Source organism: Agrobacterium sp. fls2-241-TYG-188a, from assembly GCF_030209845.1.
The window spans coordinates 997,705-1,021,087 of record NZ_JARVRD010000001.1; the positions used below are offsets into that span (position 1 = coordinate 997,705).

Here is a 23,383-nt window from a genome sequence, read left to right on the forward strand (position 1 = left end):
TCATGAAACTTGTGCTGAAGGACACACAAACAAACGGTGGAGCAAAGCCCACCCAGTGGACCCTCGAACAGGGAAGCCGCGTTATCGGCCGTTCAACCGACAGCGACTGGCAGGTGAATGACGACGCGCGACGGGTTTCCAAGCAGCACTGCACCATCACCAAGGACCGTGCCGGTTTCTTCATCGTGGACCGCAGTGCCAACGGCACCCAAGTGGACGGAAGGCTTCTGCTGGAAGGAGAAACCACGCGCCTTCAAAGCGGCTCCAGGATAGGCATCGGCACCCGCACCTTCGAAGTTATCATCACGGGTGAGGCCGAGGCAGATTTCGGCGATCCCGACCCGTCTCTTCGCATCAGCGATGAAACGATGACGATCTCAGCAATCCTTTCCGATATTGCGCCCGGAGGCAGATCCTCTCGCGGACCGGTCGCCGCTGGTGCGTCCAATGACGATTGGCCTACGGCTACTCCCAGCCAGTCGGGCAAAAAGGCAAAGACAATTTCCCGAAATGTGGACGTTGGCTGGAATGAACCGCCCTCCACCGATGGCTTCGGCACCGTCCTTCCGAACGACTGGAACGAGGAGCCGGTAGAGAGCAGCAAGCACGAACATACTGACGCGATGAATATTCCCGTGCTGGTGTCTCGCCCGGCGAGGAAGCCGCCTGTCGAGGACTTCGATGCGGTCTTCACAAGTCCGACCGAGGCCCCGCAAGAGGCACCGGAGGCCTTTGTCAGCGCGGCGCCCCATGATCCGCTCGATGACCTGCTGCTTCAGCTGGAAAAGGAAGCGGCGGAATGCCTCGCCACTCTCGATATCGACAGTGCTGCCTTCGCAAGCGAGCCCGGCGCAACCAGCGACAGGGCACGTCTTGAGAATATCATCCGGCAACAACGCCTTCTTGCGTCATCGCTTGAAACCCTGATCCGCACCTGCACGCAGAGGCTTGAGCCCAGACTGATCGAAGCGAGGGCTGATGCGCAGAACGACTGGCGCAGCAAGATCGCCCGCAAGGAATGGCGCCAGGTGGTTTCAAGGACCGATTACTGGTCGACGTTCAAAAGCCAATTCGACGTGGAGGGCCGACAATTATCGGTCCGCGAGTTTCTTCAACAGGCAGCGCGCGGAGACGCCGCACCGGACGAAGCAACCAGTCCACGCAACATAGACACCAAGGGGGTAAGCAACCAAGATGAGGCATGAAAACCGTGTCGCCTGGAGCGAAGGCATGTTCCTTCGTGTCCAACATTTTCAGCAGTCGGACCGCTGGACGGAACGGCTTGTGCGCAATACGACGCGCAATCTCTCGCCATACCCATGGGGTGTCGCGGAAATCGGGATAGATCGAAGCGCGCTCGCAATCGGGCAATTTGCGCTGTCAAACCTGCGCGGAATCCTGCCGGATGGGACGCCCTTCGAGGCCCCTGAAGACACAGATCTGCCGCCGCCGCTGGATCTGGATGAGAGCGTCAAGAACGCGATTGTCTACCTCGCACTTCCGGCCCGCCAACCGGGCAAGGCCGACATGTCCGCGAGCGGCAAGGCCGAGGTCAACAGCGTTCGGGTGGTCGCCACCACCTATGAGGCGACCGATGCCAATGTCGACACCGACTTCGTCGCACCCATCGAGGTTGGTCGCTTGAGCCTGAAGTTTCTGAAAACTGGCGATGATCTTTCCGGATATGATCTCATAGGCCTGGCTCGGGTGGTTGAGGTGCGGTCCGATCGCGCCGTCATCCTCGATCCGGACTTCATACCACCGTCGCTCAACTGCGCTGCATCTTCGCGGTTAAGCGAACTCCTGACCGAACTGCTTGGTATCGTCAGGCACAGGGCTCAGGCGATTTCAGAGCGTATCGGTGATCCGACAATTCGCGGAACGGCGGAGGTGGGCGACTACTTCCTTCTGCAGATTCTCAACCGTGCCGATCCGCTGCTCTCCCATCTGTCCGCCAACGCCACCCGTTTTCACCCCATCCGGTTTTACGAGGAGTGCATCCAGCTGGCGGGCGAGCTTGCGACATTCACCACCGAGCGCAAGCGTGCCACCGATTTCCCTCCCTATCGCCATGACGATCTGAAAGCCAGTTTCGCAGCGGTCTTCGATGACCTGCGCACCTCGCTATCTGCCGTTCTGGAACAGGCCGCGGTGGCAATCGAGCTTGTGGAGCGCCGCCATGGTGTGCGCGTCGGCACCATCAACGACCGCACCCTTTTGCGCGATGCAGGTTTCGTTCTGGCCGTTCGGGCAGATATGTCTGCCGAGGATATCCGCCGCAGGCTGCCAGCGCAGATCAAGATCGGTCCGGTGGAGAGGATTTCGGAACTCGTCAACGTTGCACTTCCGGGCATACCGGTGCGTTCGCTTCCGGTCCTTCCGCGCCAGCTGCCCTATCGTTCCGGCACGATATATTTCGAAATCGATACCAAGACACCTCTCTGGAAGCAGCTCGAAACCTCCGGCGCAATCGCGCTGCATCTCGCCGGTGAGTTTCCCGGCCTTGAGATGGAAATGTGGGCATTACGCGAATGAGCAATGACACGCCCTCTTCATGGCAGGATCTCCCGACGGTGGTGGAAATCACCGATGAGAGCCGCAAACGAAACCAGAATGCCCGCAATATGGCGGCGATACTGGATGACATCATCGATACCGACCAGACGCCGGGCCGCGAGCAGCGCGGCGATGGCGGGCTGCCAATCGACGCCCTGCTTTCGGACTTCCGGTTCGGTGGTGAAGAAGTGCCAACGCTGGTGCAGTCTGCTGCGCCGCTACTTAACCTTGCCCATGTCCTGCGCTTCAGCGATGCCCAGCCTGATCCGGACCATTTGCGACGGGCCTGCATGGAGGCCATTACCCGCTACGAGCGGGATCTGGGTTCTGCGCGCATCAGCCCGGAACGTGCGAGAGCCGCGCACTACGTGGTGTGCGCGACAGTTGATGACGTCATATTGAGCAAGCCCTGGGGTGTGCGTGCCGGATGGGCGAGATCCGGCCTCGTCTCCACCTTCCACAATGACGTAACCGGCGGCGACAGGGTCTTCGATATTCTCGACCACTTTCACCAGTCGCCGGGAGCAAATAAGGACCTGCTGCTCCTCATCTATCTTTGCCTGTCTCTGGCATTCGAGGGTCGAACACGGGTATCCGCCAAGGGCGCTCTTGAACTATCCCGCATACGCGACAGCCTCTACAAGACGTTGATCGGCCAATATGGCGTCTTCGAGCGCGAACTTTCTCCGCACTGGAAGGGCGTCGAGGCGCGGCATACGCCTCTGCGCACCATGGCTGCCCTTTGGACGCTCCTGTCGCTGATCGCTCTCGCCTTTGCCTTCGGCTATCTGTTCTTCACGCTGACGCTCAACAACGCATCCGACGCGACGTTCGAGCGCCTTGCGTCGCTACCGCCCAACGAAACGCCAAGCGTGCTCATCGCAGCGCCACCACCACCGCCGCCGGGAGAACCGGTTGTCGAGCAGAAACCCGTTGTCGCGGCAGAACCACCCAAGCCGGTTGCCCCACCAAAACCGACACGGCTGGACAATCTGCTGACGTTTCTTCAGCCTGAGGTACAGCGAAACCTCGTGACGCTCGCGAATGTGAACGGTCGCTTACGCGTCAGGATCAACAATTCCGGTCTGTTTGAAGTTGGCAGTGCGCAGGTCAGCCCGCAATTTCGTGACCTGATCCAGCGCATCGGCGGCGCCTTGGCGGCGGAAAATTTCCGCGCGGTCGTCATCGGCTATACCGATAACATTCCCATCAAGACGGTCGAGTTCCCATCCAACTGGCACCTTTCCGAGGCCCGCGCCAAGGCAGTCGGCGATCTTCTGTCGATGTTCACCGGGCCGGAAGCCATCTTGACCGAAGGCCGTGCTGACAGTGATCCGATTGCTGACAACAGCACGCCTGAAGGGCGGGAAAAGAACCGCCGAACGGAAATCATGGTCCTGACGAATCCTGACGAGAAGCTCAGCGACGCGGGCATTCTCGCGCCCGCCGTAACAAACACGACCGGTCAGCCATCAGGAGAGACCCAGCAATGAACCCGCTGAGTTATTTTTACACGATCAGGTCCTATGTCGACAGCTACGCCTCGCTGATCGGAAGGCGTTTCATTTCGCTGCTGTGGGCGGTCGCCCTTTGCGTGGTAATCTGGTTCTACGGCTACCTCGTCAGCTTCGGCACCTTCAAACCCTTTGGAACGACGCAGGCGCGGCTGATTGCCATTGGCGTCATCCTGCTCATCTGGCTCGTCTATATTGCTGTCACGCTCTACCGGGCGCGCCGGCAAGACAAGGAACTCGTCGACAGCATCGAGCAGGAAGCACTGGTCAACCGCCAGGCCGAGGTTGGTGAAATCCAAACGCGGCTGAAGGAGGCGTTGGCGCTTCTGCGTCGTGTGACCAAAAAACGCTTCGGCTATATCTACGACCTGCCATGGTACGTCATTTTCGGCGCTCCCGGCTCCGGCAAGACTACGGCGCTTACCAATTCCGGCCTGCAGTTCCCGCTCGGCGATGCTCTGGGAGAGAGCGCGGTCAAAGGAATTGGCGGCACCCGCAACTGCAATTGGTGGTTCACGGATGAGGCAATTCTTATTGATACCGCCGGCAGATACACCACGCAGGATGATCTCAACGGCGCATCCAAAGCGGGTTGGGAAGGATTTCTCAATCTCCTGCGCCGCTATCGCCGCTCGCAGCCGATCAACGGCGCGCTGGTCACGCTTTCTACGCCTGACTTGTTAAGTCGCGACCCGGAGGAACAGCGTCAGGAACTCCGATCCATCCGCCAGCGCATGTCCGAACTGGATGAATATCTTCACGCACGCGTTCCTGTCTACGTGGTGCTGACAAAAGCCGATCTGCTCGATGGTTTCGTCGAGTTCTTCGACGGCTTCAACAAGACCGACCGCAATCAGGTCTGGGGGACGACTTTCAAGCTGGATGAAAGCTATTCCGCACAGGACCTGCCCCAGCGCTTTCTCGAAGAATTCGAATTGCTGCAGCAACGGGTCGATGCGATGCTCATCGAGCGACTGCAGCAGGAACAGAACGCCGAGATTCGCGGCCGTATCTTCCGCTTCCCGGCCGAACTGGCGAAGCTCAAGGACCGGCTTTACGAGGCGCTGACAGAACTTTGCGCAAGTTCGCAGCTTGTCGAAGCGCCTCTGCTGCGCGGTGTCTATCTTGCCTCCGGCACACAGGCAGAGGCCGGCAGCGCAGCACCGCGCGCGCGTCGCAGCTACTTCCTGACCCGGCTGTTCAAGGAAGTTATCTTCCCGGAAGCCGCCTTGGTCATGCGCGACAAGCGCCTGTCCGGTCGCCAGCTTCTTGTCCGGCGCATCGCCTATGGCATGGCCGCCGTGCTGGTCGCCATCGTCTTTACCGGCTGGATATCGACCTACTTCTCCAATACGCAGGCGCTGGCCGAGGCTGACCGAAAGTTGAATGCCTATCAACAACTCGTGCAGGGAATACCGGTTCGCAACGTTTCCGATGCAGACTTCCTGCGCATTCTTCCCGCGCTCGATAATCTGCGCGACGTCAATTCCGGCTTCGAAAACGGCAGGATATGGAAGGTCGGGTTCGGGCTGGACCAGCAGGAGAAAATTGCGGGCAGACAACGAGATGCTTACCAACGTGCGCTGAACGCACTTCTGTTGCCTCGAATGATCGTGCAGTTGCAAAAACAGCTGGAAGACCAGAACGATGTTACCCGCACCTTTAACTCCCTGAAGCTTTACGGGATGCTGGGTGGTCTTGGCACGCTCGACCGGGATTTCCTGGCGGTGCAATCACGCGACATGTTCGCATCGCTCTATCCAGGCGACGGCAGAGCGGCCGCCCGCGATGCGCTCAACCGGCATGTTCTCGCCCTCTCCAACGGATTGCTGGCACCGATAGAGCTGGATGCACGGCTGATCGACAAGGCGCGCAGCACCATCCGCAATCAGGCAATCGGGACGCGCGCCTATGATATTCTTGCCGGTCTGCCGCAGTCACGCGGACTTGCCGAATGGGACCCGTCGGCGGCGTTCGGCGCCCTCGGTGCGCGTGCCGTGGAGCGCGAAAGCAAGGCGCCTATGGTGGATGGAATCGAAGGGCTATTCACGGCGAATGGATATCGCAGTGTCGTTATTCCCCAGGTCGCCTACGCATCGCGCATTGCACTGTCCGAGGCATGGGTGCGCGGCTCAGACGACGCCATGAAGGGTGCGACCGTCGAAACGGTGGCACAGGCCGCGCTCGAAATCTATTTCGACCGGTTCGAAAAACGCTGGAACGACCTTCTTTCGGATATTCGGATCAAGCCATCGCAAAGCCTGGGAGACGCGGTGGAGACAACGCGTATTCTGGCGAATGATCGCAACATCATCATCGAGGCGGCACGATCGATAGCCGAGGCAACGGATCTGCGCCCCAACGCCGGCGCAAGCCTGACAACACTGGCATCGACCTCAGACGGAGACGCCACGTCGGCCATACTTTCAGCAACGGTCGATGCTGCCGATCCCTATGCCCGTTTGCGGGAAATGCTTGCGGACAAGGGCCCCGAGAAAGCTCAGACGCCTGCCAATGGGCAAGCGTCTGATGCGAGATCGGGATCACCCTCCGAGCAGTTGCTTGCCAACATCAAGACACTTCACGAGCAGTTGGCCCGCTCCTCAACAACATCCGACGAGGTTGCCAAGGTCTTTGATGTCGACAGTCAGCTCACCAAGGCCAATCAGGACCTGCTACAACAGGCCCGCCAGCTTCCGGGCCCGCTTGACGTGTGGGTTGCGGGGCTTGCGGCTGATGTCGGATCGCTCGCGGTTAAATCCGCACGCAGCCGCATCGCAGACCTGTGGGTCGCCGAGGGCGCATCACTCTGCTCCACCATCGTCTCCGGGCGTTACCCATTTGACCGGGCTTCACCGCGCGATGTGGCGATGGCAGACTTCACGCGCCTTTTTGGCCCGACCGGGACGTTCCAGTCCTTCTTCAAGCAAAGAATGGAGCCTTTTGTCGACAAGACGACGACGCCATGGAGCTGGAAAGGCACCTTCGGGACTGCCGGTATTCCAAGCGATGCCATTGCGCAGTTCGAAAACGCCGACAAGATCTTCCGGGCATTTTTCCCGAATGGAAGCGAGGTTCCGGCGGTATCGATCAACGTCAAGCCGGTGTCGCTCACCAATAGCTCCAGTGCAGTCATGCTGGAGATAGAAGGTGAACGCGTGGTCTATTATCACGGGCCGATCCAGGCAAAGTCGATAACCTGGCCGTCTGAAAGCAATTCCGCCAATCTTTCGCGGATAGCGTTTCAACCGGGCGGATGGCAGCAGGCAAAAACGGAAAATGGCGACTGGTCGCCCTTCCGCCTGCTTGACGACGCGCAAATCCAAAATCAGTCGGGTGATTTGTTGCGGGCGAAGTTTGAAAATAGCGGGCAAAGCGCTGAATTCGATATACAATTCGGATCGGTTCTAAACCCGTTCAAGCTCGATGCCCTGTCCAAATTTGCCTGCCCGGCTCAGTTCTGAAGCAGCGCAACCCGCACGCAGAAGGAGGGGATGATGATAAAAACCATGCACCGGCAAAGCAAAGCCGGATCGTGCCGCTAATGGCCAACCCAACGACAAATCCCGTAAAAACCGCGATCGAAAATGATCGCATCGGCTTTTACGGGAAAATTCCAAGCCACGGAGATTTTGTTTCCGAAGGGCTGGATCGTGAGCTACTGGAAGCTTTCGATACGTGGCTGCGATCCGGTATGCACGCCTGCGCGGATGTCTTTGCCGATCGCTGGAGCGCGGTTTTTTCAAATTCCCCTCCCTTGCGCTTCATCATCGAACGCGGCATCTGGGGCAGAAGTGCCTATGCGGGCGTCCTGCTGCCAAGCAAGGATCGGGTCGGGCGCAAATATCCACTTATCGTGCTTGCGCAGCTGCCGGATTTTCGCCACCACCCACGAACGCTTTATCTTGACGATACCTGGTTCATGGCAGCCGAAGCTCTGGCGGAAACGTCGATGACGCTCGACTTCGAGATGGCGCGCTTCACCTCGGCCATCAAGAGGTTGCGCATGCCAAAGCCAAGGGGTGAGGATGACGAGCTTGACGTTCGAGCGGTTCCCGTCACCACTCCAACGAGCCTTTGGTGGTATATAGACGCAGACAGCCGCCGTCCGCGCGGGATGAAATTCGAGGGCAAACCGGCGGCGACAGACTTCGTGAAGCTGTTTCGCGAACAGGTGGAGCCGGAAAAACCTCCGACACCTCAGAAAGCCGAGAACCCGACACGCAGCCGTGACGCCCGCCCAGCCCCCGAGGCAACCAGCCAAAAAGCGGCACCTGCTCCACAGCCCATCCCGGTCGAAAAGGTGAAACGGGGCGAGACCGTTTATAGCTATGCGACACACGCCGGAACACGCCTGACAACCAATGCCGATGCACTGTTTGTTTCTAAAGCGCCTGCCCTGTTTGCCATCGCAGACGGCGTGGGCGATGCGGCATCGGCTGTCGAGGCAGCCCGGCTGACAACCAATGCCTTGACGGAAATTGGTGACACCGACCGCGCGGAGATCATGACGCAGGACATCAGGGCCAAACTCGGCACCGTCAACAGCCTGCTGTTTTCGCGTCAATTTGCCACCGATCTTTCCAGGCCCATGGCAAGCGTCGTTGCCGCCGCGATTGTCGGGGAGACCATGAGCGTCGTCTGGTCTGGCGATGCCCGTGCCTACCTCATGCGCGATGGCACCATGCATCCGCTAACGCGTGACCACGTGACCGTCGGCATGAAGAAACAGCTGGCGCAGTGCATTGGCATATCGCAACAGTTCCGGCCAGGCACTTTCTCCGACCAGTGGAAGCATGATGACAGGCTGCTTTTGTGCAGTTACCCGCTGTTACAGGCACTGCAGGAGCGCGTCGTGGCCGAAATCTTACAGGAAACACCCCTGGGCGATTGTGCCAATGCGTTGATGCAGGAGGCACTGATCGAAAATGCCCGCGATAACATCAGTGCGATCGTCATAGGCACCAGGCGTGGATAGCGGCGACAAAGAGCAAGAGCTGGCCAGATGTTTTGCAACCTTGGTGGCAGCCATCGGTGCCTGCGAAAACCCAATGGACACGCTGGATCGCGTTCGTGACGCGCTGGATCGCAAAGCCGCGAAACTCGCCTCCCACCATCAAGGCTTCGTTGAAGGCAGCCTGTCTGTCGTCGCAGTGGCTTACGAGACGGGAAACACGCAGCTTCTTCAAGCGTGGCACCGCGACATCGACGCCGCCTATGCCATCAAGACGGTGCATCCGGAGCGTCGCCACGATGCCCATCTCATCCAGCAACTTCGTCGTGAAGCCGAGATTGGCCTGTCCCTGCGCCACCCTTTGCTGCAAGAGACCTCCGCCCTCATCCGCATGGCCGATGGAAGGCCCGGACTGTTGCAACCCTGGGCACCAATGACGCTCGGCTCGTGGCTATCCGGCAACCGCATTGCGATATCACAGATATCCGCCTTGATCGCATCCATGCTGCAAGCGGTAGGTGTGATGCACGCGAGAGGTCTCGTACATGGCGATGTCACGGCATCGAATATCCTGCTGCCCCACGGCAATCTCGACAGTCCGCGACTGGGCGACTTTGGAATTACCTTGAGAATAGGGGAAACGCCGCTCGATGTGGGCGCGCGCTATGCGGGATCTCCGGGATACGCCCCGCCTGAGCAGATGGCGGGAGGAAAAGCAGATCCACGTCATGATATCTATGCCATTGGAAAACTGGCAGAGCGTCTGCTCGTGGCCGCGGACGATGTGACTTCGGCACTTTCCAGATTTGTCGAAATCTGTACATTGCAGGATGCCGACAAACGGCCATCATCGGCAGAAGAGGCTGCAAACCTCTTGAGGTGATGGCCATGCGCGTGTAGCGCAACGGCCTCACTTCCTGATGTCAGTTTGAGCTGCCCGGTTGCGGTGCCGCTGCCGTAGGAACGCTCTTCTGGAATACGGTGAGCAACTTGGCGGAGTCGACCAGCGGGGCGTTGCTGGCATAGAGAACGTCACCCTTCTGCATCTGGAACAGCTGCATCAAGGCAATGCTGGACGCGTCGCGCATGTTGACGTGGTAGATCACGGGGCGCATCGTCGCAGTCGTGCCACCCGATTTCAGGTCGGAAGCCGACGCCACCTGAACGACCTCATTGCGGAAGACATAAACGTTGCGCGCATCCGCACGGTCATCCAGCAGACCGCCGGCACGGCCCACCGCCTGCGCAAGCGTCATCTTGCCGGTTTCAAACTGGAATTCACCCGCACTCTTGAACGCGCCGAGCGCAGTGAAGCTCGAGGCGTCGCCATCGATCATGATCTGGTCATCTGGAGACAGGCGGATATTCTGCCGGTCTTCGCGCATGATCCGGTCCAACGTCGCGGTGGCGCGCTGCGATCCGCGGACAACCGTCACACGTGCGGCACCCGGTGCGACAGTCGGCCCACCGGCCTGATTGATCGCGTCCAGCACACGCTCCTGACGCGCGGTCAGAGGAATTTTTCCGGGCGTTTCGACCGCACCGCTCAACATGACGGCGCTGGTCGGCTTGTCAACGACAGTCACCACGGCCTGTGGATTGACCGCCGAGCCCTTGAGCCCGCTGACGACCTGTGTCTGAAGGCCTTCCGGTGTAGAATCGACCACCCGCTGCTTGCCGATGAACGGCAATGTCACGCTACCGCTCTGGTCGACCGTGAAGCGACCCAGATTCAGTGTCTTGCTCTGCGTCGAAGAGAACAGGCCGTCTTCGCCGGTATCGAGCACCGTGATATCGATCACGTCGCCGCGACGCAGGCGCTGGGAATTGTAACCCGTGTTGCGAAGCATGGTCAGACCGGGACCTGTGGCGCTTTCGATGGCAGATGGCGATATGGATGCGGCAGGAGCATTGGCAAGCTCGACCACCCGGATTTTCTCGTTTGTCAGAGGGAAAGTAGCGGACCGGATATTACCGGAAGTCGGACCATCAGAGGGCTTCGCACAACCACTCAGCAAAGCCAAAAGAAGAACCGATACAACCTTCTTCATCCCAATCCCCATGAAAGAATCACCTACACGCAGGAATAGCATCAGGATGTTTCACGGCAATAAGTTTGAAGCTGAAAATTGAAAAATATCAGCTATATAAATTGACCTGTGTGTCCAATAAGCAACCACTTACGTAAGGTGAACCGGAAATTTGCGCCGTCATCATTCAGCCCTGCGCAGTGTGCAGCATCATTGGCGGTCGGCGTCATACCAGCGCGCTCTTACGGGTCCGCTTTGCGCGCGCAGGCAACTTGCTTGGTTTGCCGAATAGATAGCCCTGCGCCTGCGCGCAACCCTCATCCACGATCATGCGATATTGGCTGTCAGTCTCAATTCCCTCGGCGGTAACCGGCAGATCCAGACTTTTTCCAAGGCCAATAATCGCACGAACGATGGAGTGGGCGTTCTCATCCTGTTTCATCGCGGCGATGAAGCTGCGGTCGATCTTGATCTTGTCAAAAGGGAAACTGCGAAGATTGCTGAGGGAAGAATAGCCGGTTCCGAAATCGTCCATGACAATCGTTACCCCTAAGTTCTTCAATTGCCTCATCGTGGACAGGGTGACAGCCCTGTCCTTGAGCAGCGCCGCCTCCGTCATTTCCAGCTCCAGGCGCGTTGGATGCAATCCGGTTTTATCAAGTATTGCGCAGATTGTGTGAGCAAGATTTGCCAGAGCGAACTGAACCGGAGATACATTGACGGCAACTTTTATATGCGGCTCCCACTGTGTCGCAGCCATGCAGGCGTCTTGCAGGATCCACTCACCCAACGCGATGATGACCCCTGTTTCCTCTGCGATCGGGATGAAAACATCAGGGGGTATCATGCCGCGTGTTGGATGGCACCAGCGCACCAACGCCTCATAGCTTGCAATGTCTCCTGTGGAGACGGAGTGAACGGGTTGGTAAAGCAACTCCAGTTCGCGGCGGCCGATGGCCTGACGCAGATCGGACTCCAGCCTGCGACGTTCCTTCGTTTCCCTGTCCATCGCAGGATCGTAAAATGCAATCATGCCACGACCGCTCACCTTCGCCCTATACAGTGCCATATCGGCAGCGTGCATAAGGGTTTCGCTGTCTTTGCCGTTTGCTGGAAACTCTGCGATGCCAATCGTGACACCCACAGCCGTGGGATCACTCACATAGTCCATTTCCCTGCGGAACACAGACAATATATGCTCGCCGAGTTCTCGCACACTGCTTCCCGTGGTTCCAAACCGTGTCAGAATAACAAATTCGTCACCCCCGAGACGCGCAACCAGATCTCCGGTGCGTACCGCCTGCTGCAGAAATCGGGCGACATCTCTTAGCACCCGATCGCCCTCTGCGTGGCCGAAGAGATCATTGACGGCCTTGAAGCGGTCGAGATCGAGTGCGAGCAACGCAAACTGATCATCACTCTGGGCGTGCGCTATATGCTGCGCCAGACGGTCTTGAAACTGCGTACGGTTCGCCAGTCCGGTCAGAATATCGTACCTAGCGAGATATTCGATTTCCCGCTGCGCACGCCGCTTATCAGTCAGATCCCTGACAGCCATGACTTCGCAGGGGCGACCGCGATACTCGATCGTTCTCACCGCCAGTTCGAACGTCCGCGACCTGTCGCCGCGATTGGGAACAGCTTCAACGGCTGCGACACGCGGCATATAGGCAAGTTGCCCATCATCTGCGTTCATCAGATCAGCAGCGTTCTCGCCGATGAGTGTTGCCTCGCCTGTATCAAGTAGCTGTGCAAAGCGGGCATTCACTTCCACGATCCGGCCATCGCGCACGACAGCGAGGCCATCGAGCGTTGCTCCGACAAGCCCCTTAAGATCAACAAGATAGCGGTCGACAAAGGCCGCGACCGCCGTGATCGCAACAACCGTCAGGGTAACCGCAGTAATCGCACACATCAGAAACAGTCGGTCGAGACCGTCCATCTGCGGACCACTTAAGCTTGGGTCAGGCGCGAGCACTGTCGAAGACATGGCTGTAAAATGCAGTATCAACACACCGAGAATGGCTGCCAGTGCGGAGAGATGCACCTGTCTCCGGCCCCGCACGTGCATGAACAACTGGAAGGATGAGGAGAAGATCATCAAGGCAATCACCGTGCCGACGAGGATCGGTGTCATCCGATATTCGATTGTTGCCGCAACCTGCATGCCTGCCATTCCAAGGAAGTGCATGAGCCCAACGACAACAGTGAAAAGGCCACCGACGATGAGAGCCGAGCCTTTACCGCGCCAAAGAAATTGCAGACTGACCCAGAAACCGCCAACCGCCACCGCCGCCGAAAGCGTTGTGTAGAAAAGATCGAAGCCGATGGGCATACTGCCTCGATAGGCAAGCATAGCGATGAAGTGGGTCGCCCAAATGCTTAGGCCAGACGCTAACGCTGCGGCGGTTATCCAGTAAGGCCTGCGCTGAAGCGGGCTTTCGTCAGCTCGGAGCAATATCTGGAAGAAAGAAAGCATTCCGATGAGGGCAATCAAAGCCGCCAATGCTATGACATATTGGTCATGCTGATTGGCGACGCATTCGAGAACGGCGAACACTGCAGGAAACCCTCCATCGGACAGCTATCGCAACATTAGCGCACACCATTTTAGATTTTACTAATTTATTTTTTTGATAGCTTTACGCGAAGAAACTCGCACAAGGCGAGTTTCAATATCGTGGTCGATTAACGGGCTAGAAATCGCACGTTAGATTTCGGGGCATCCACGCTCATTGGCGAACGTAATCGTGTCAGGGCCGCGGCGGGTAAAACCCTCTACAACCACGCGGCGCGGCGTGACCCGTACGATTTCCGGATCTCGCAGACCGGACGCGCGGGCGGCAGCACGGGCTTCGCGTTCGCTGCAGCCTCTTCTTGGAGGGCCGCGACGATCGAGTTCTCTGTCGCGGATGACGGGACGTACACCATCCCGACCAATTCTCAACTCCATATCCTGCGCCTTGGCAGGCGCGGTCATGGCAACGCCGGAGACGGCCATTGTAAAAGCAAGACCGGCAATTTGAATAACCTTGAGCATTCTACCTCCTCGGCGCTTGTCGCACCTTGTATTGTTCACGCCGGAGATAACGCGGATGTGAGGTCGTTGTTCCTTGACACCGTAAGTAAACGGCCCGGCGCTTTGGCCGGGCCGAGTATCAGGCCGCAGTTTCGGTGGTGAAAGCAGACTTGATCAGAGTCTTCGTGTAGTCCGCTGCGGGATTGTTGAAGACGGCGTCGGTTTCGCCTTCCTCGACAATCTTTCCATCCTTCATCACGATCACATAGTCAGAGATTGCCTTGATGACAGAGAGATCATGGCTGATGAAGACATAGGACAGCCCGTGGGCCTTCTGCAGGTCCCGCAACAGATCGATAACCTGCCCCTGAACGGAGCGATCAAGAGCAGATGTCGGCTCATCGAGAATGACGACATCTGGCTTGAGGATGATCGCGCGCGCAATGGCTATACGCTGCCGCTGGCCGCCGGAAAATTCGTGCGGATAACGGTTGCGCGCCGCCGGGTCGAGACCGACTTCCTGGAGAGCCTCTATGGCCCGCTTGTCACGCTCCGCGCGGCTAAGTTCGGGCGCGTGTACGAACAACCCCTCGGTGATGATTTCACCCACGGTCTGGCGCGGTGACAGCGAGCCGTAGGGATCCTGAAACACCAGCTGAAGCTGACGACGCATCGGTCGCATGGCTTTGCGGTCCAGGCCGGAGATTTCCTTCTTGCCAAAAAACAGCCTGCCGCTCGAAGGCGTCAAGCGCAGCAATGCCCGCCCGAGGGTGGACTTGCCTGATCCGGATTCCCCAACGATGCCAATCGTCTGCCCCTGGCGCAGCGAGACATTCACACCATCGACGGCCCTGAAAACCGAGGCCTTCTTGAACAGGCCGCCAGGTATCTCATAATCTACCGTCACATTCTGACCGGAAAGGACAAGCGGTGCTTCCGAGCCAACCGGAGGCTTGTGTCCGCTTGGCTCTGCATCCAGCAGCATCTTGGTGTAGTCGGCTTGCGGACGCTCGAAAATATCTTCCGTGCTACCGGTTTCAACCACCTCGCCACGACGCATGACCGCAACACGGTCGGCGAAATGGCGCACGACGCCCAGATCATGAGTAATCAGGACGACCGCCATCCCGAAACGCTGCTGGAGCGATTTCAGCAGGTCGAGGATCTGCGCCTGAATCGTCACGTCGAGCGCCGTCGTCGGCTCGTCCGCAATGAGAAGATCGGGTTCGTTGGCCAGCGCCATGGCGATCATCACACGCTGGCGCTGCCCGCCTGACAGTTCGTGCGGATAGCTATCGATACGGCGTGCCGGATCAGGAATGCCGACAAGCTGCAACAATTCCATGACGCGCGTTCGCGCTTCCGCCTTGCTGCAGCCTCGGTGGTGGATGATGGGCTCGGCAATCTGCTTGCCGATCTTGTAGAGCGGATCGAGCGATGTCATCGGCTCCTGGAAGATCATGGTGATCTTGGCGCCTCTGATATCGTTGAGATCATCGACCGGCAGTCCAACCAGTTCACGTCCCCGGTATTTCGCGGAACCACGGACCTGCCCGTTTGAAGCCAGCAGGCCCATAATTCCCATCATGGTCTGGCTTTTGCCGGAACCGGATTCCCCGACCACGGCCAGGGCCTCACCCTTGCGCACGTCCAGATCGATGCCCTTGACGGCATTTACGATCCCGTCCGGCGTCGTAAAGTCGACCTTGAGATCGCGCACCGACAGGATGTTTTCAGTTGTTTCACTCATGTCAACGATCCTTGGGATCAAGCGCATCACGCAGCCCGTCACCCACAAAGTTCAGAGAAAACAGCGTCATCACGAAGAAGACCGCCGGGAATATCAGCAACCATGGGGCCGACTGCATATTGTTGGCACCTTCCGAAATCAGCGCGCCCCAACTGGTCAAAGGCGCCTGAACACCAAGACCGAGGAAGGACAGGAAGCTTTCCAGAAGAATGACCTTCGGCACCACCACGGTCACGAAGACAACCACGGGGCCAATCGTGTTGGGAATGATGTGACGGCGGATGATCTGCCAGTCCGTCAAGCCCAGTGCCTGTGCGGCACCGACGAATTCACGCCGCTTGAGCGCAAGGGTCTGGCCACGAACGATACGCGCCATATCCAGCCATTCCACTGCCCCGATAACGAGGAAGATGAGAATGAAGCTTCGTCCGAAGAACACGACGAGGACAACGACGAGAAAGACAAAGGGCAGCGAATAGAGGATTTCCACGAAACGCATCATCGCATTGTCGACACGCCCGCCGATATAACCTGCGGTCGCGCCATAAACGACGCCTATGCCAAGCGACACGAGGCTAGCTAAAACGCCCACGGCAATCGATATCTGTCCGCCAAGCATGACGCGAACGAGAAGGTCGCGACCATTGCTATCGGTACCGAAGAAGAAATATTCGCGGTTCACATCGCCTTCTATTTTCAGCGTGCGACCTTCATCCTCCGTGGCGACGACCCGGGTGTTTTCAAACTCATTGGCGCGATCGAAATAGCGAGTCGTGCGCGGGTCCACTTCGGTGGCAGATGTCACCGTCGCGGTGAATGTCTTGCCTTCGACGGCAAACTCCTTCAGCTCGACGCGGGCGCGGCTCGCAACCCCCTCCATCACGCCCTGAAGGCTCCCGACATCCGGACGGGCGTCAAGGCTGGGCGGAACGGAGACATAGGATGAAAACACCTGATCATAGGTGTGGCTGACGAATTGCGGCCCGAGAAACGAAAACAGCGTAATCAGCACAAGCATGATCGAGCCAGCCATGGCCGCCTTGTTGCGTCGGAAGCGCATCGTGGCCAGCTGGAAAAGGCTGCGGCTTTTAACCGATGTGGGAACGGCATAGGTGCCGGGGATATCAGTCATGTCTGACCCTCGGATCAAGAAGGCCGTAAAGAATATCGACCACAAGATTGAAAACGATGACGAACAGCGCGATGAGAACGACCGTTCCCATGACGAGCGTGTAGTCACGGTTGATGGCGCCCAGCACGAAATAGCGACCGACTCCGGGAATGGTGAAGATCGTTTCGATAACGGCAGAGCCGGTCAATAGCGCAGCGGCGCAGGGCGCAAGATAGGAAACGACCGGCAACATCGCGGCACGCATGGCGTGGACGATGACGACGGTGCGCTTTGGCAACCCGTAGGCTTTGGCGGTGCGAATATGATCCATCCGCAAGGCTTCGATCATCGAGCCGCGTGTGAGCCGCGCAATGACAGCGAGCTGTGGCAAGGCAAGGGCGATCATCGGCAGGAGCAGATACCGCATCGAGCCATCGCCCCAGCTACCGGCAGGCAGAAGACCGAGCAGCACGGCGAAAATCAGCGTCAGAACGGGCGCGACAACGAAGTTCGGAACGGTCACGCCGACGGTCGAAACCGACATCAAGGAGAAATCAAAGAGGCTGTTCTGCCTCAGCGCCGCGAAGGTGCCGGCCAGGACGCCGCCGATCAAAGCCAGAAGAAGCGCATAAAAGCCGAGTTCCAGCGAATAGGGCAGACCCTTGCCGATCAACTGCGCAACGGTGTTGTCCTTGTAGATATAGCTTGGCCCGAAATCGCCGGTCACGGCGTTCTTCATGTAAATCAGATATTGGCGCCACAATGGTTCATCCAGATGATAGGTTCTCATCAGGTTTTCCATCGTCTGTGGTGGCAAAGGCCGCTCCAGATTGAACGGACCACCCGGCGCAAACCGCATCAGAAAAAATGAAATCGTGACGACGATGAACAACGTCGGCACGGCGCTCGCCAAACGGCGCAGAATGAAAGAGATCATAAGTTTTAGGCTCCGGGCATGGCACGGTGGCTAAATCGCAAAACGAGGTCTATTTGCATCGCAAGCTTAGCCCGTTCTACGGATCGTGTCGCGCAAAAGCTCAAAGCTCTTGCGCGACAAATCTAGAACCACCGCGGCAGCACTGCTTATTCGGATACGCTCAGGAAGCGGCTGAGATGCGCGTTATTTGCGTTGTCCTGCCAACCCTTGACCCGGTCTGACACCAGCCACAGCTCTGCCTGCGTCAGGAACGGCGCAATCGGCTGTTCCCTCATGAGGATGGTTTCTGCTTCGTGAAGGATCTTGTTGCGGGCAACCGGGTCTTGTTCGTCGTAAGACTTCTTCATCAACGCATCGAATTCAGGATTGTTGAACTTCGAATAGTTGAAGGTCTTGTTGGACGAGACAGACAAAGCGAGGAAGTTTTCAGCATCCGCATAGTCGGCAACCCAGCCGGCACGCGCAACGTTGAACTTTCCGCCTTCCTGGAGATAACCATAGTGCGAGGCAACGTCGAGATTGACCATCGATACCTTGGCACCGAACGTGGTCTTCCACATATCGGCGACAGCAGTTGCCACACGCTCATGGTTCGGGTTGGTGTTGTAGCGGATTTCGATCGAAAGTGGCTTGCCGCCTTCGCCGTAACCGGCTTCCTTCATAAGCTTGACGGCTTCGTCTTCGCGATCCAGTTGGGACATCTTAGCGAAATCGGCCTTCGCCGGCTCGCCGTAGCTGCCCATGCCCGGCGGCACGAGGGAATAAGCCGGAAGCTGAGAGCCGCTATAGATTTCGTTTGCAAGGAAATCACGATCTACGGCCATGGAAAGAGCGCGGCGAACGCGAACGTCGTTGTAAGGCGCTTCGCGGGTGTCGAAGGTGTAATAGTAGGTTGCCAGAGCCGGTGAGACGTGGACCTGATCACCATAGGACTTGCGCAGACGGTCCAGTTGATCCGCCGAGAAGTTGTAGGCAATGTCCATCTCTTTGGCTTCGAAGCGGCGGACCGATGCAGCCTGATCGTCAATCGGGTAGAAAATGACCTTGTCGATCTTGGTATTGGCGGCGTCCCAATGGTTTGGATTTTTAACAACCGTCAGGCTGTCATTGGGAACGTGAGCTTCCAGCTTGTAGGCACCATTCGACACCATGACACCAGGCTTGACGAAATCTGCGCCGTTCTTCTCAACGCTCGCTTTCGAGACAGGAAGAGCGGTCTGGTGTGTCAGCAACTCAAGGAAAAACGGTGTTGGACGCTCAAGCGTGACTTCCAGCGTTCTGTCGTCAATGACTTTAACGCCGAGGTCTTCGACCTTGCCCTCGCCCTTGTTGATCTTTTCTGCATTCTTGATGGGATAAAGAATGTTGGCGTATTTCGAAGCCGTAGCAGGGTCTTCAACGCGCTTGAACGAGAAAGCGAAATCTTCAGCCGTCACCGGCGAACCATCCGACCACTTCGCATTCTCGCGGATTTTGAACGTGTAAACGGTGCCATCATCTGACACGGTCCAGCTCTCAGCTGCACCGGCAACGACCTTACCGGCAGGATCGTAAATCGTCAGACCCTCATAAAGATCCTTTAGAATGAACGACTCGATGTTGATCGACGTCTGGGCCTGATCCAGCGTTTGCGGCTCTCCTGCGTTGCCACGATGCAGAACTGTTTCTGCCAGAGCAGAACTTGCGCCAATCAGTAGCGAGCCAAGCAGGAGTGCGGCGCGCGTTGTTGTTTTTATAGAATTCATTTTTTTAATTTCCCCATAAAGTGTGAGAACGCGCAAACAAGGACAAAACGGGCCAAGGCGCAACCCCAATATTTATCGGTTGGAAAAAATGGACGGGATTTGCGCCGGATGATTGTGGAAAACTTGTGCCAATGAGCACGACGCCAATCTTTCGTTTCCGGGAAAAATGAAATAAAACGAAAGTTCGCATCATCGCCCGGGCAGAGCCTCATGTTTTTCACACCCCGCCAAGTTGAGATCATCGAACTCGCAAAGTCTGAAGGAAAGGTCATTGTCGAGGATCTGGCAAACAGGTTTTCCGTGACGTCCCAGACGATTCGCAAAGATTTGAACGACCTTTGCGAAGCAAGGGCGCTGACCCGTATTCATGGTGGAGCGATATTTCCAAGCAGCACCGAGAACGTCCGCTATGAGGCCCGCAGATCGATTGCTGCCAGCGAAAAACAGGCCATCGGGCGCGCCGCCGCTGCCCTCATTCCCAACAACACCTCCCTCTTCATCAATATCGGCACCACGACGGAAGCCGTTGGCGAGGCGTTGCTGGACCATCACGAACTGATGGTCATCACCAATAATATCAACGTTGCCAATCGATTACGCATTTATCCCGGCATCGAGGTGGTGATTGCAGGCGGCGTCGTGCGCGGCTCGGATGGTGGCATTGTCGGGGAAGCGGCCGTGGACTTTATCCGACAGTTCAAGGTGGATTACGCCGTCATCGGCGTCTCGGCCATCGACAGGGACGGCGCCTTGCTTGACTATGACTTTCGTGAGGTGAAAGTCGCGCAAGCCATCATCGCCAATGCACGTCACGTGATTCTGGTTTCAGATTCCAGCAAGTTCGACCGAACCGCGCCTGTTCGCATCGGCCATATCTCCCAGGTACACACCTTCATCACCGACAGTTGCCCGCTTCAGCCAGTCAGGGTGATCTGCAAGGAAAACGGGGTGAAATTGATCGAAACCGGTGCGGGCAACGCAGAGAAATAACGGCCCGAACATTCGTTTGACATTCACTTTGTTTTCATTTTAACTCGCCTGAATTTCGAATTCCAAAGAATAAGCGGCAGAATGTCGCGCCAGGGAGAGTGTCAGTGAACGAGCAGGCGGTCCGCGATATTTTCGTGATCGGTGGCGGGATCAACGGGTGCGGCATCGCGCGCGACGCTGCTGGCCGGGGCTATTCGGTCACTCTTGCCGAAATGAACGATTTCGCGTCGGGCACATCGTCAGGCGCAACAAAGCTCATTCACGGCGGCCTTCGCTACCTCGAACATTATGAATTCCGGCTGGTGCGCGAAGCGTTGATGGAGCGCGAAGTGCTCTGGGCCATGGCTCCGCACATCATCTGGCCAATGCGGTTTGTTCTGCCATTCCACAAGGGCGGAGTGCGCCCGGCCTGGCTGATAAGGCTCGGGCTGTTCCTTTATGATCATCTTGGCGGTCGCAAACTGCTACCCGCTACCAAGTCGCTCGATATGCGGCGCGATCCAGCAGGAAAGCCCCTGAAGCCGATCTTCACCAAGGCATTTGAATATTCGGATGGATGGGTGGATGATGCACGTCTCGTCGTGCTGAACGCCCGGGATGCAGCAGATCGCGGCGCCGACATCATGAGCCGTGCGAAGGTCGTATCCGTTCGTCGTGAAGACGGCCTGTGGAAAGTCGATGTGAAGGAAGCCGCCACCGGCATCGTTAAAACCGTTCACGCCAGAATGCTGATCAATGCATCCGGTCCGTGGGTGGATAATGTTCTTTCCAACGCGGCGGGCAAGAACCAGGTGCACAATGTGCGCCTCGTTCAGGGCAGCCATATCATCGTGAAGAAGAAGTTCGACGATGTCAGGGCCTATTTCTTCCAGAACCCTGATAACCGCATCATTTTTGCCATTCCCTATGAGACCGACTTCACGCTGATCGGCACGACGGACCGGGACTATGATGGTGATCCGTCGCAGGTGAAAATCAGCGACGAGGAAACACAATATCTTTGCAATGCGGCCAGCGAATATTTCGCCGAACCGGTCACAAAGGATGATATTGTCTGGACCTATTCTGCGGTGCGCCCGCTCTATGATGACGGCGCCTCCAAGGCGCAGGAAGCCACGCGTGACTATGTCTTGAAGCTTGAGAACACGGATGGCGAAGCGCCATTGCTGAATGTTTTCGGAGGCAAGCTGACGACATATCGCCGATTGGCGGAACACGCGCTGGAGAAGATCGGTGAGGCGATTGGCGGCAAGGGCGCGCCATGGACGGCAAAAAGCTCGCTTCCGGGCGGTGATTTCGCGGCCACCGGTTACGAAGCCGAGGTGAACAAACTCACCACAAAGTATAGCTTTCTATCTGAACGGCAGGCGCGCAGACTGGTGCGTCTCTATGGTACGAAAGCATATGCCATTCTGGGCGATGCAAAAAGCATGGAGGCACTCGGCCAGCATTTCGGCGGCGATCTCTATGAGCGCGAAGTCGAATGGCTGATGCGTCAGGAATGGGCCAGAACGAGCGACGACGTGTTGTGGCGCAGAACGAAGCAGGGCCTGCATTTTTCCAAGGAAGAAGCAGCCGCGCTGAACGACTATATGGCGGCGATTGCCGTCTGACGAATGCCCGCAGGGGCACAAAACACTGACATTGAAGCAGAATCTTGCAGGTTGGGAGGCCTCGGGACGGCATGCTGGAATTACGCAATATCGCCAAGATAGTGGGTGGTGAGTACCACATCTACCCCACCAATCTGACCCTCAAGCGGGGCACGCTCAACGTGCTGCTGGGGCCGACGCTTTCTGGAAAAACATCACTGATGCGGCTGATGGCCGGTCTGGACAAACCGACCGAAGGGCAGTTGCTGTTCGATGGCGCGGATGTGACGGGCAAGCGCGTGCAGGACCGCAGCGTGGCCATGGTCTACCAGCAATTCATCAATTACCCGGCGCTCACCGTTTACGAGAACATCGCCTCCCCGATGCGCATTGCCAAGAAGGACGCAGCCACCATCGACCGCGAAGTGCGGAGGGCGGCGGATCTGCTGCGGCTGACACCTTACCTCGACCGCACCCCGCTCAACCTTTCCGGTGGCCAACAGCAGCGCACGGCGCTCGCCCGCGCCATCGTCAAGAATGCAAGTCTGGTGCTGCTCGATGAGCCGCTGGCCAATCTGGATTACAAGCTGCGCGAAGAGCTTCGCGAGGAATTGCCGAAGATTTTTGCCCTTTCCGGCGCGATCTTTGTCTATGCGACCACGGAGCCATCGGAAGCCCTGCTTCTGGGCGGCAATACCGCGACGCTGCATCAGGGCCGCATCACGCAATATGGCAGTACAATCGACCTCTACCGCAACCCGGTCGATCTGATTTCCGCCCGCACCTTTGCCGATCCGCCGCTCAACATCATCGAACTCACCCGCTCCGGCGCATCATTCCTCAATGACGGCAAACCCGTTTTCGAAGTTCCCGCCCATCTTGCCGGTATTGCGGATGGCCCCGTGACCGTGGCCTTCCACCCGCATCACCTCTATCCCATGCCTGCCCATGACGGTGCGGTCAGACTTTCTGCAAAGACGCTGATTTCCGAAATCGCCGGTTCCGAAAGCTTTGTGCATGTCGATTTTGCCGGCAATCGCTGGGTCATGCTGACGCGCGGCATTCTTGACATCGAGCCGGACAGGCAGATCGATATTTATCTCGACACCCGCCATCTGATGGCGTTCGACGCGAATGGCCGCTCGCTTGGCGCCCCGCAACATCTGGCCGCGTGAGGAGAAGAGA

General features: G+C 57.7%; 16 protein-coding genes. 9 read left to right on the plus strand and 7 right to left on the minus strand.

Annotated features, from left to right (window positions below; all coding sequences use genetic code 11):
* The first annotated feature begins 2 nt into the window (after positions 1-2).
* The 6 genes from QRN85_RS04325 to QRN85_RS04350 all read left to right on the plus strand — a co-directional run bounded on the left by QRN85_RS04325 (position 3) and on the right by QRN85_RS04350 (position 9,907).
* Positions 3-1,205, plus strand: coding sequence for an FHA domain-containing protein (locus QRN85_RS04325; RefSeq protein WP_284757118.1), 1,203 nt, complete (start codon positions 3-5; stop codon positions 1,203-1,205).
* The gene (gene tssK / locus QRN85_RS04330; RefSeq protein ID WP_062588047.1) at positions 1,195-2,535 is read left to right on the plus strand and encodes a type VI secretion system baseplate subunit TssK; all 1,341 of its coding nucleotides are present in this window, start codon (positions 1,195-1,197) and stop codon (positions 2,533-2,535) included. The genes QRN85_RS04325 and tssK overlap by 11 nt, the downstream gene beginning before the upstream one ends.
* Positions 2,532-4,049, plus strand: a complete 1,518-nt coding sequence (tssL, locus tag QRN85_RS04335; RefSeq protein ID WP_284757117.1) for a type VI secretion system protein TssL, long form — start codon at positions 2,532-2,534, stop codon at positions 4,047-4,049. Before tssK ends, tssL begins: the two co-directional genes overlap by 4 nt.
* Positions 4,046-7,534 (plus strand): type VI secretion system membrane subunit TssM, encoded by a 3,489-nt coding sequence (gene tssM, locus QRN85_RS04340; protein ID WP_284757116.1) that lies wholly within the window; start codon positions 4,046-4,048, stop codon positions 7,532-7,534. The genes tssL and tssM overlap by 4 nt, the downstream gene beginning before the upstream one ends.
* Before the next feature lie 80 nt (positions 7,535-7,614).
* Positions 7,615-9,048: a type VI secretion system-associated protein TagF gene (gene tagF / locus QRN85_RS04345; protein ID WP_284757115.1), complete on the plus strand. Its 1,434-nt coding sequence runs from the start codon at positions 7,615-7,617 to the stop codon at positions 9,046-9,048.
* Complete coding sequence (locus tag QRN85_RS04350; RefSeq protein WP_284757114.1) at positions 9,041-9,907, plus strand: protein kinase domain-containing protein; 867 nt, start codon at positions 9,041-9,043, stop codon at positions 9,905-9,907. Before tagF ends, QRN85_RS04350 begins: the two co-directional genes overlap by 8 nt.
* 40 nt (positions 9,908-9,947) lie before the next feature.
* Here the strand turns inward: QRN85_RS04350 and QRN85_RS04355 are convergent, their stop codons facing one another.
* The 7 genes from QRN85_RS04355 to QRN85_RS04385 form a co-directional block, all read right to left on the minus strand.
* Entirely contained in the window at positions 9,948-11,075 is a 1,128-nt protein-coding gene (locus QRN85_RS04355) for a polysaccharide biosynthesis/export family protein (protein ID WP_113170259.1), read from the minus strand.
* Between the two features lie 205 nt (positions 11,076-11,280).
* On the minus strand, positions 11,281-13,614 hold the full coding sequence (locus QRN85_RS04360; protein WP_284757113.1) for a bifunctional diguanylate cyclase/phosphodiesterase: 2,334 nt from the start codon (positions 13,612-13,614) through the stop codon (positions 11,281-11,283).
* A gap of 150 nt (positions 13,615-13,764) precedes the next feature.
* Positions 13,765-14,055, minus strand: a complete 291-nt coding sequence (locus QRN85_RS04365) for a hypothetical protein (protein WP_502870755.1) — start codon at positions 14,053-14,055, stop codon at positions 13,765-13,767.
* A 157-nt stretch (positions 14,056-14,212) separates the two neighbouring features.
* Complete coding sequence (locus QRN85_RS04370; protein ID WP_113091827.1) at positions 14,213-15,823, minus strand: ABC transporter ATP-binding protein; 1,611 nt, start codon at positions 15,821-15,823, stop codon at positions 14,213-14,215.
* Position 15,824: 1 nt separating this feature from the next.
* Complete coding sequence (locus tag QRN85_RS04375) at positions 15,825-16,955, minus strand: ABC transporter permease (RefSeq protein WP_113091828.1); 1,131 nt, start codon at positions 16,953-16,955, stop codon at positions 15,825-15,827.
* On the minus strand, positions 16,948-17,871 hold the full coding sequence (gene oppB / locus QRN85_RS04380; RefSeq protein ID WP_062588065.1) for an oligopeptide ABC transporter permease OppB: 924 nt from the start codon (positions 17,869-17,871) through the stop codon (positions 16,948-16,950). Before oppB ends, QRN85_RS04375 begins: the two co-directional genes overlap by 8 nt.
* Before the next feature lie 146 nt (positions 17,872-18,017).
* Positions 18,018-19,616, minus strand: a complete 1,599-nt coding sequence (locus tag QRN85_RS04385; protein WP_113091829.1) for a peptide ABC transporter substrate-binding protein — start codon at positions 19,614-19,616, stop codon at positions 18,018-18,020.
* A gap of 210 nt (positions 19,617-19,826) precedes the next feature.
* Here QRN85_RS04385 and QRN85_RS04390 point away from each other — a divergent pair, with 210 nt between their 5' ends.
* The 3 genes from QRN85_RS04390 (at position 19,827) to QRN85_RS04400 (ending at position 23,373) form a co-directional block, all read left to right on the plus strand.
* On the plus strand, positions 19,827-20,606 hold the full coding sequence (locus QRN85_RS04390; protein ID WP_113097978.1) for a DeoR/GlpR family DNA-binding transcription regulator: 780 nt from the start codon (positions 19,827-19,829) through the stop codon (positions 20,604-20,606).
* Positions 20,607-20,710: 104 nt separating this feature from the next.
* Positions 20,711-22,219: a glycerol-3-phosphate dehydrogenase gene (glpD, locus tag QRN85_RS04395; protein WP_284757112.1), complete on the plus strand. Its 1,509-nt coding sequence runs from the start codon at positions 20,711-20,713 to the stop codon at positions 22,217-22,219.
* A 71-nt stretch (positions 22,220-22,290) separates the two neighbouring features.
* Positions 22,291-23,373: an ABC transporter ATP-binding protein gene (locus QRN85_RS04400; RefSeq protein ID WP_284757111.1), complete on the plus strand. Its 1,083-nt coding sequence runs from the start codon at positions 22,291-22,293 to the stop codon at positions 23,371-23,373.
* Positions 23,374-23,383 lie beyond the last annotated feature (10 nt).

Coding starts and splice junctions, on each gene's coding strand:
- QRN85_RS04325 (WP_284757118.1), top strand. CDS start 3: ATGAAACTTGTGCTGAAGGACACACAAACAAACGGTGGAGCAAAGCCC.
- tssK (WP_062588047.1), top strand. CDS start 1,195: ATGAGGCATGAAAACCGTGTCGCCTGGAGCGAAGGCATGTTCCTTCGT.
- tssL (WP_284757117.1), top strand. CDS start 2,532: ATGAGCAATGACACGCCCTCTTCATGGCAGGATCTCCCGACGGTGGTG.
- tssM (WP_284757116.1), top strand. CDS start 4,046: ATGAACCCGCTGAGTTATTTTTACACGATCAGGTCCTATGTCGACAGC.
- tagF (WP_284757115.1), top strand. CDS start 7,615: ATGGCCAACCCAACGACAAATCCCGTAAAAACCGCGATCGAAAATGAT.
- QRN85_RS04355 (WP_113170259.1), bottom strand. CDS start 11,075: ATGAAGAAGGTTGTATCGGTTCTTCTTTTGGCTTTGCTGAGTGGTTGT.
- QRN85_RS04365 (WP_502870755.1), bottom strand. CDS start 14,055: ATGGCCGTCTCCGGCGTTGCCATGACCGCGCCTGCCAAGGCGCAGGAT.
- QRN85_RS04370 (WP_113091827.1), bottom strand. CDS start 15,823: ATGAGTGAAACAACTGAAAACATCCTGTCGGTGCGCGATCTCAAGGTC.
- QRN85_RS04375 (WP_113091828.1), bottom strand. CDS start 16,955: ATGACTGATATCCCCGGCACCTATGCCGTTCCCACATCGGTTAAAAGC.
- oppB (WP_062588065.1), bottom strand. CDS start 17,871: ATGATCTCTTTCATTCTGCGCCGTTTGGCGAGCGCCGTGCCGACGTTG.
- QRN85_RS04385 (WP_113091829.1), bottom strand. CDS start 19,616: ATGAATTCTATAAAAACAACAACGCGCGCCGCACTCCTGCTTGGCTCG.
- QRN85_RS04390 (WP_113097978.1), top strand. CDS start 19,827: ATGTTTTTCACACCCCGCCAAGTTGAGATCATCGAACTCGCAAAGTCT.
- QRN85_RS04400 (WP_284757111.1), top strand. CDS start 22,291: ATGCTGGAATTACGCAATATCGCCAAGATAGTGGGTGGTGAGTACCAC.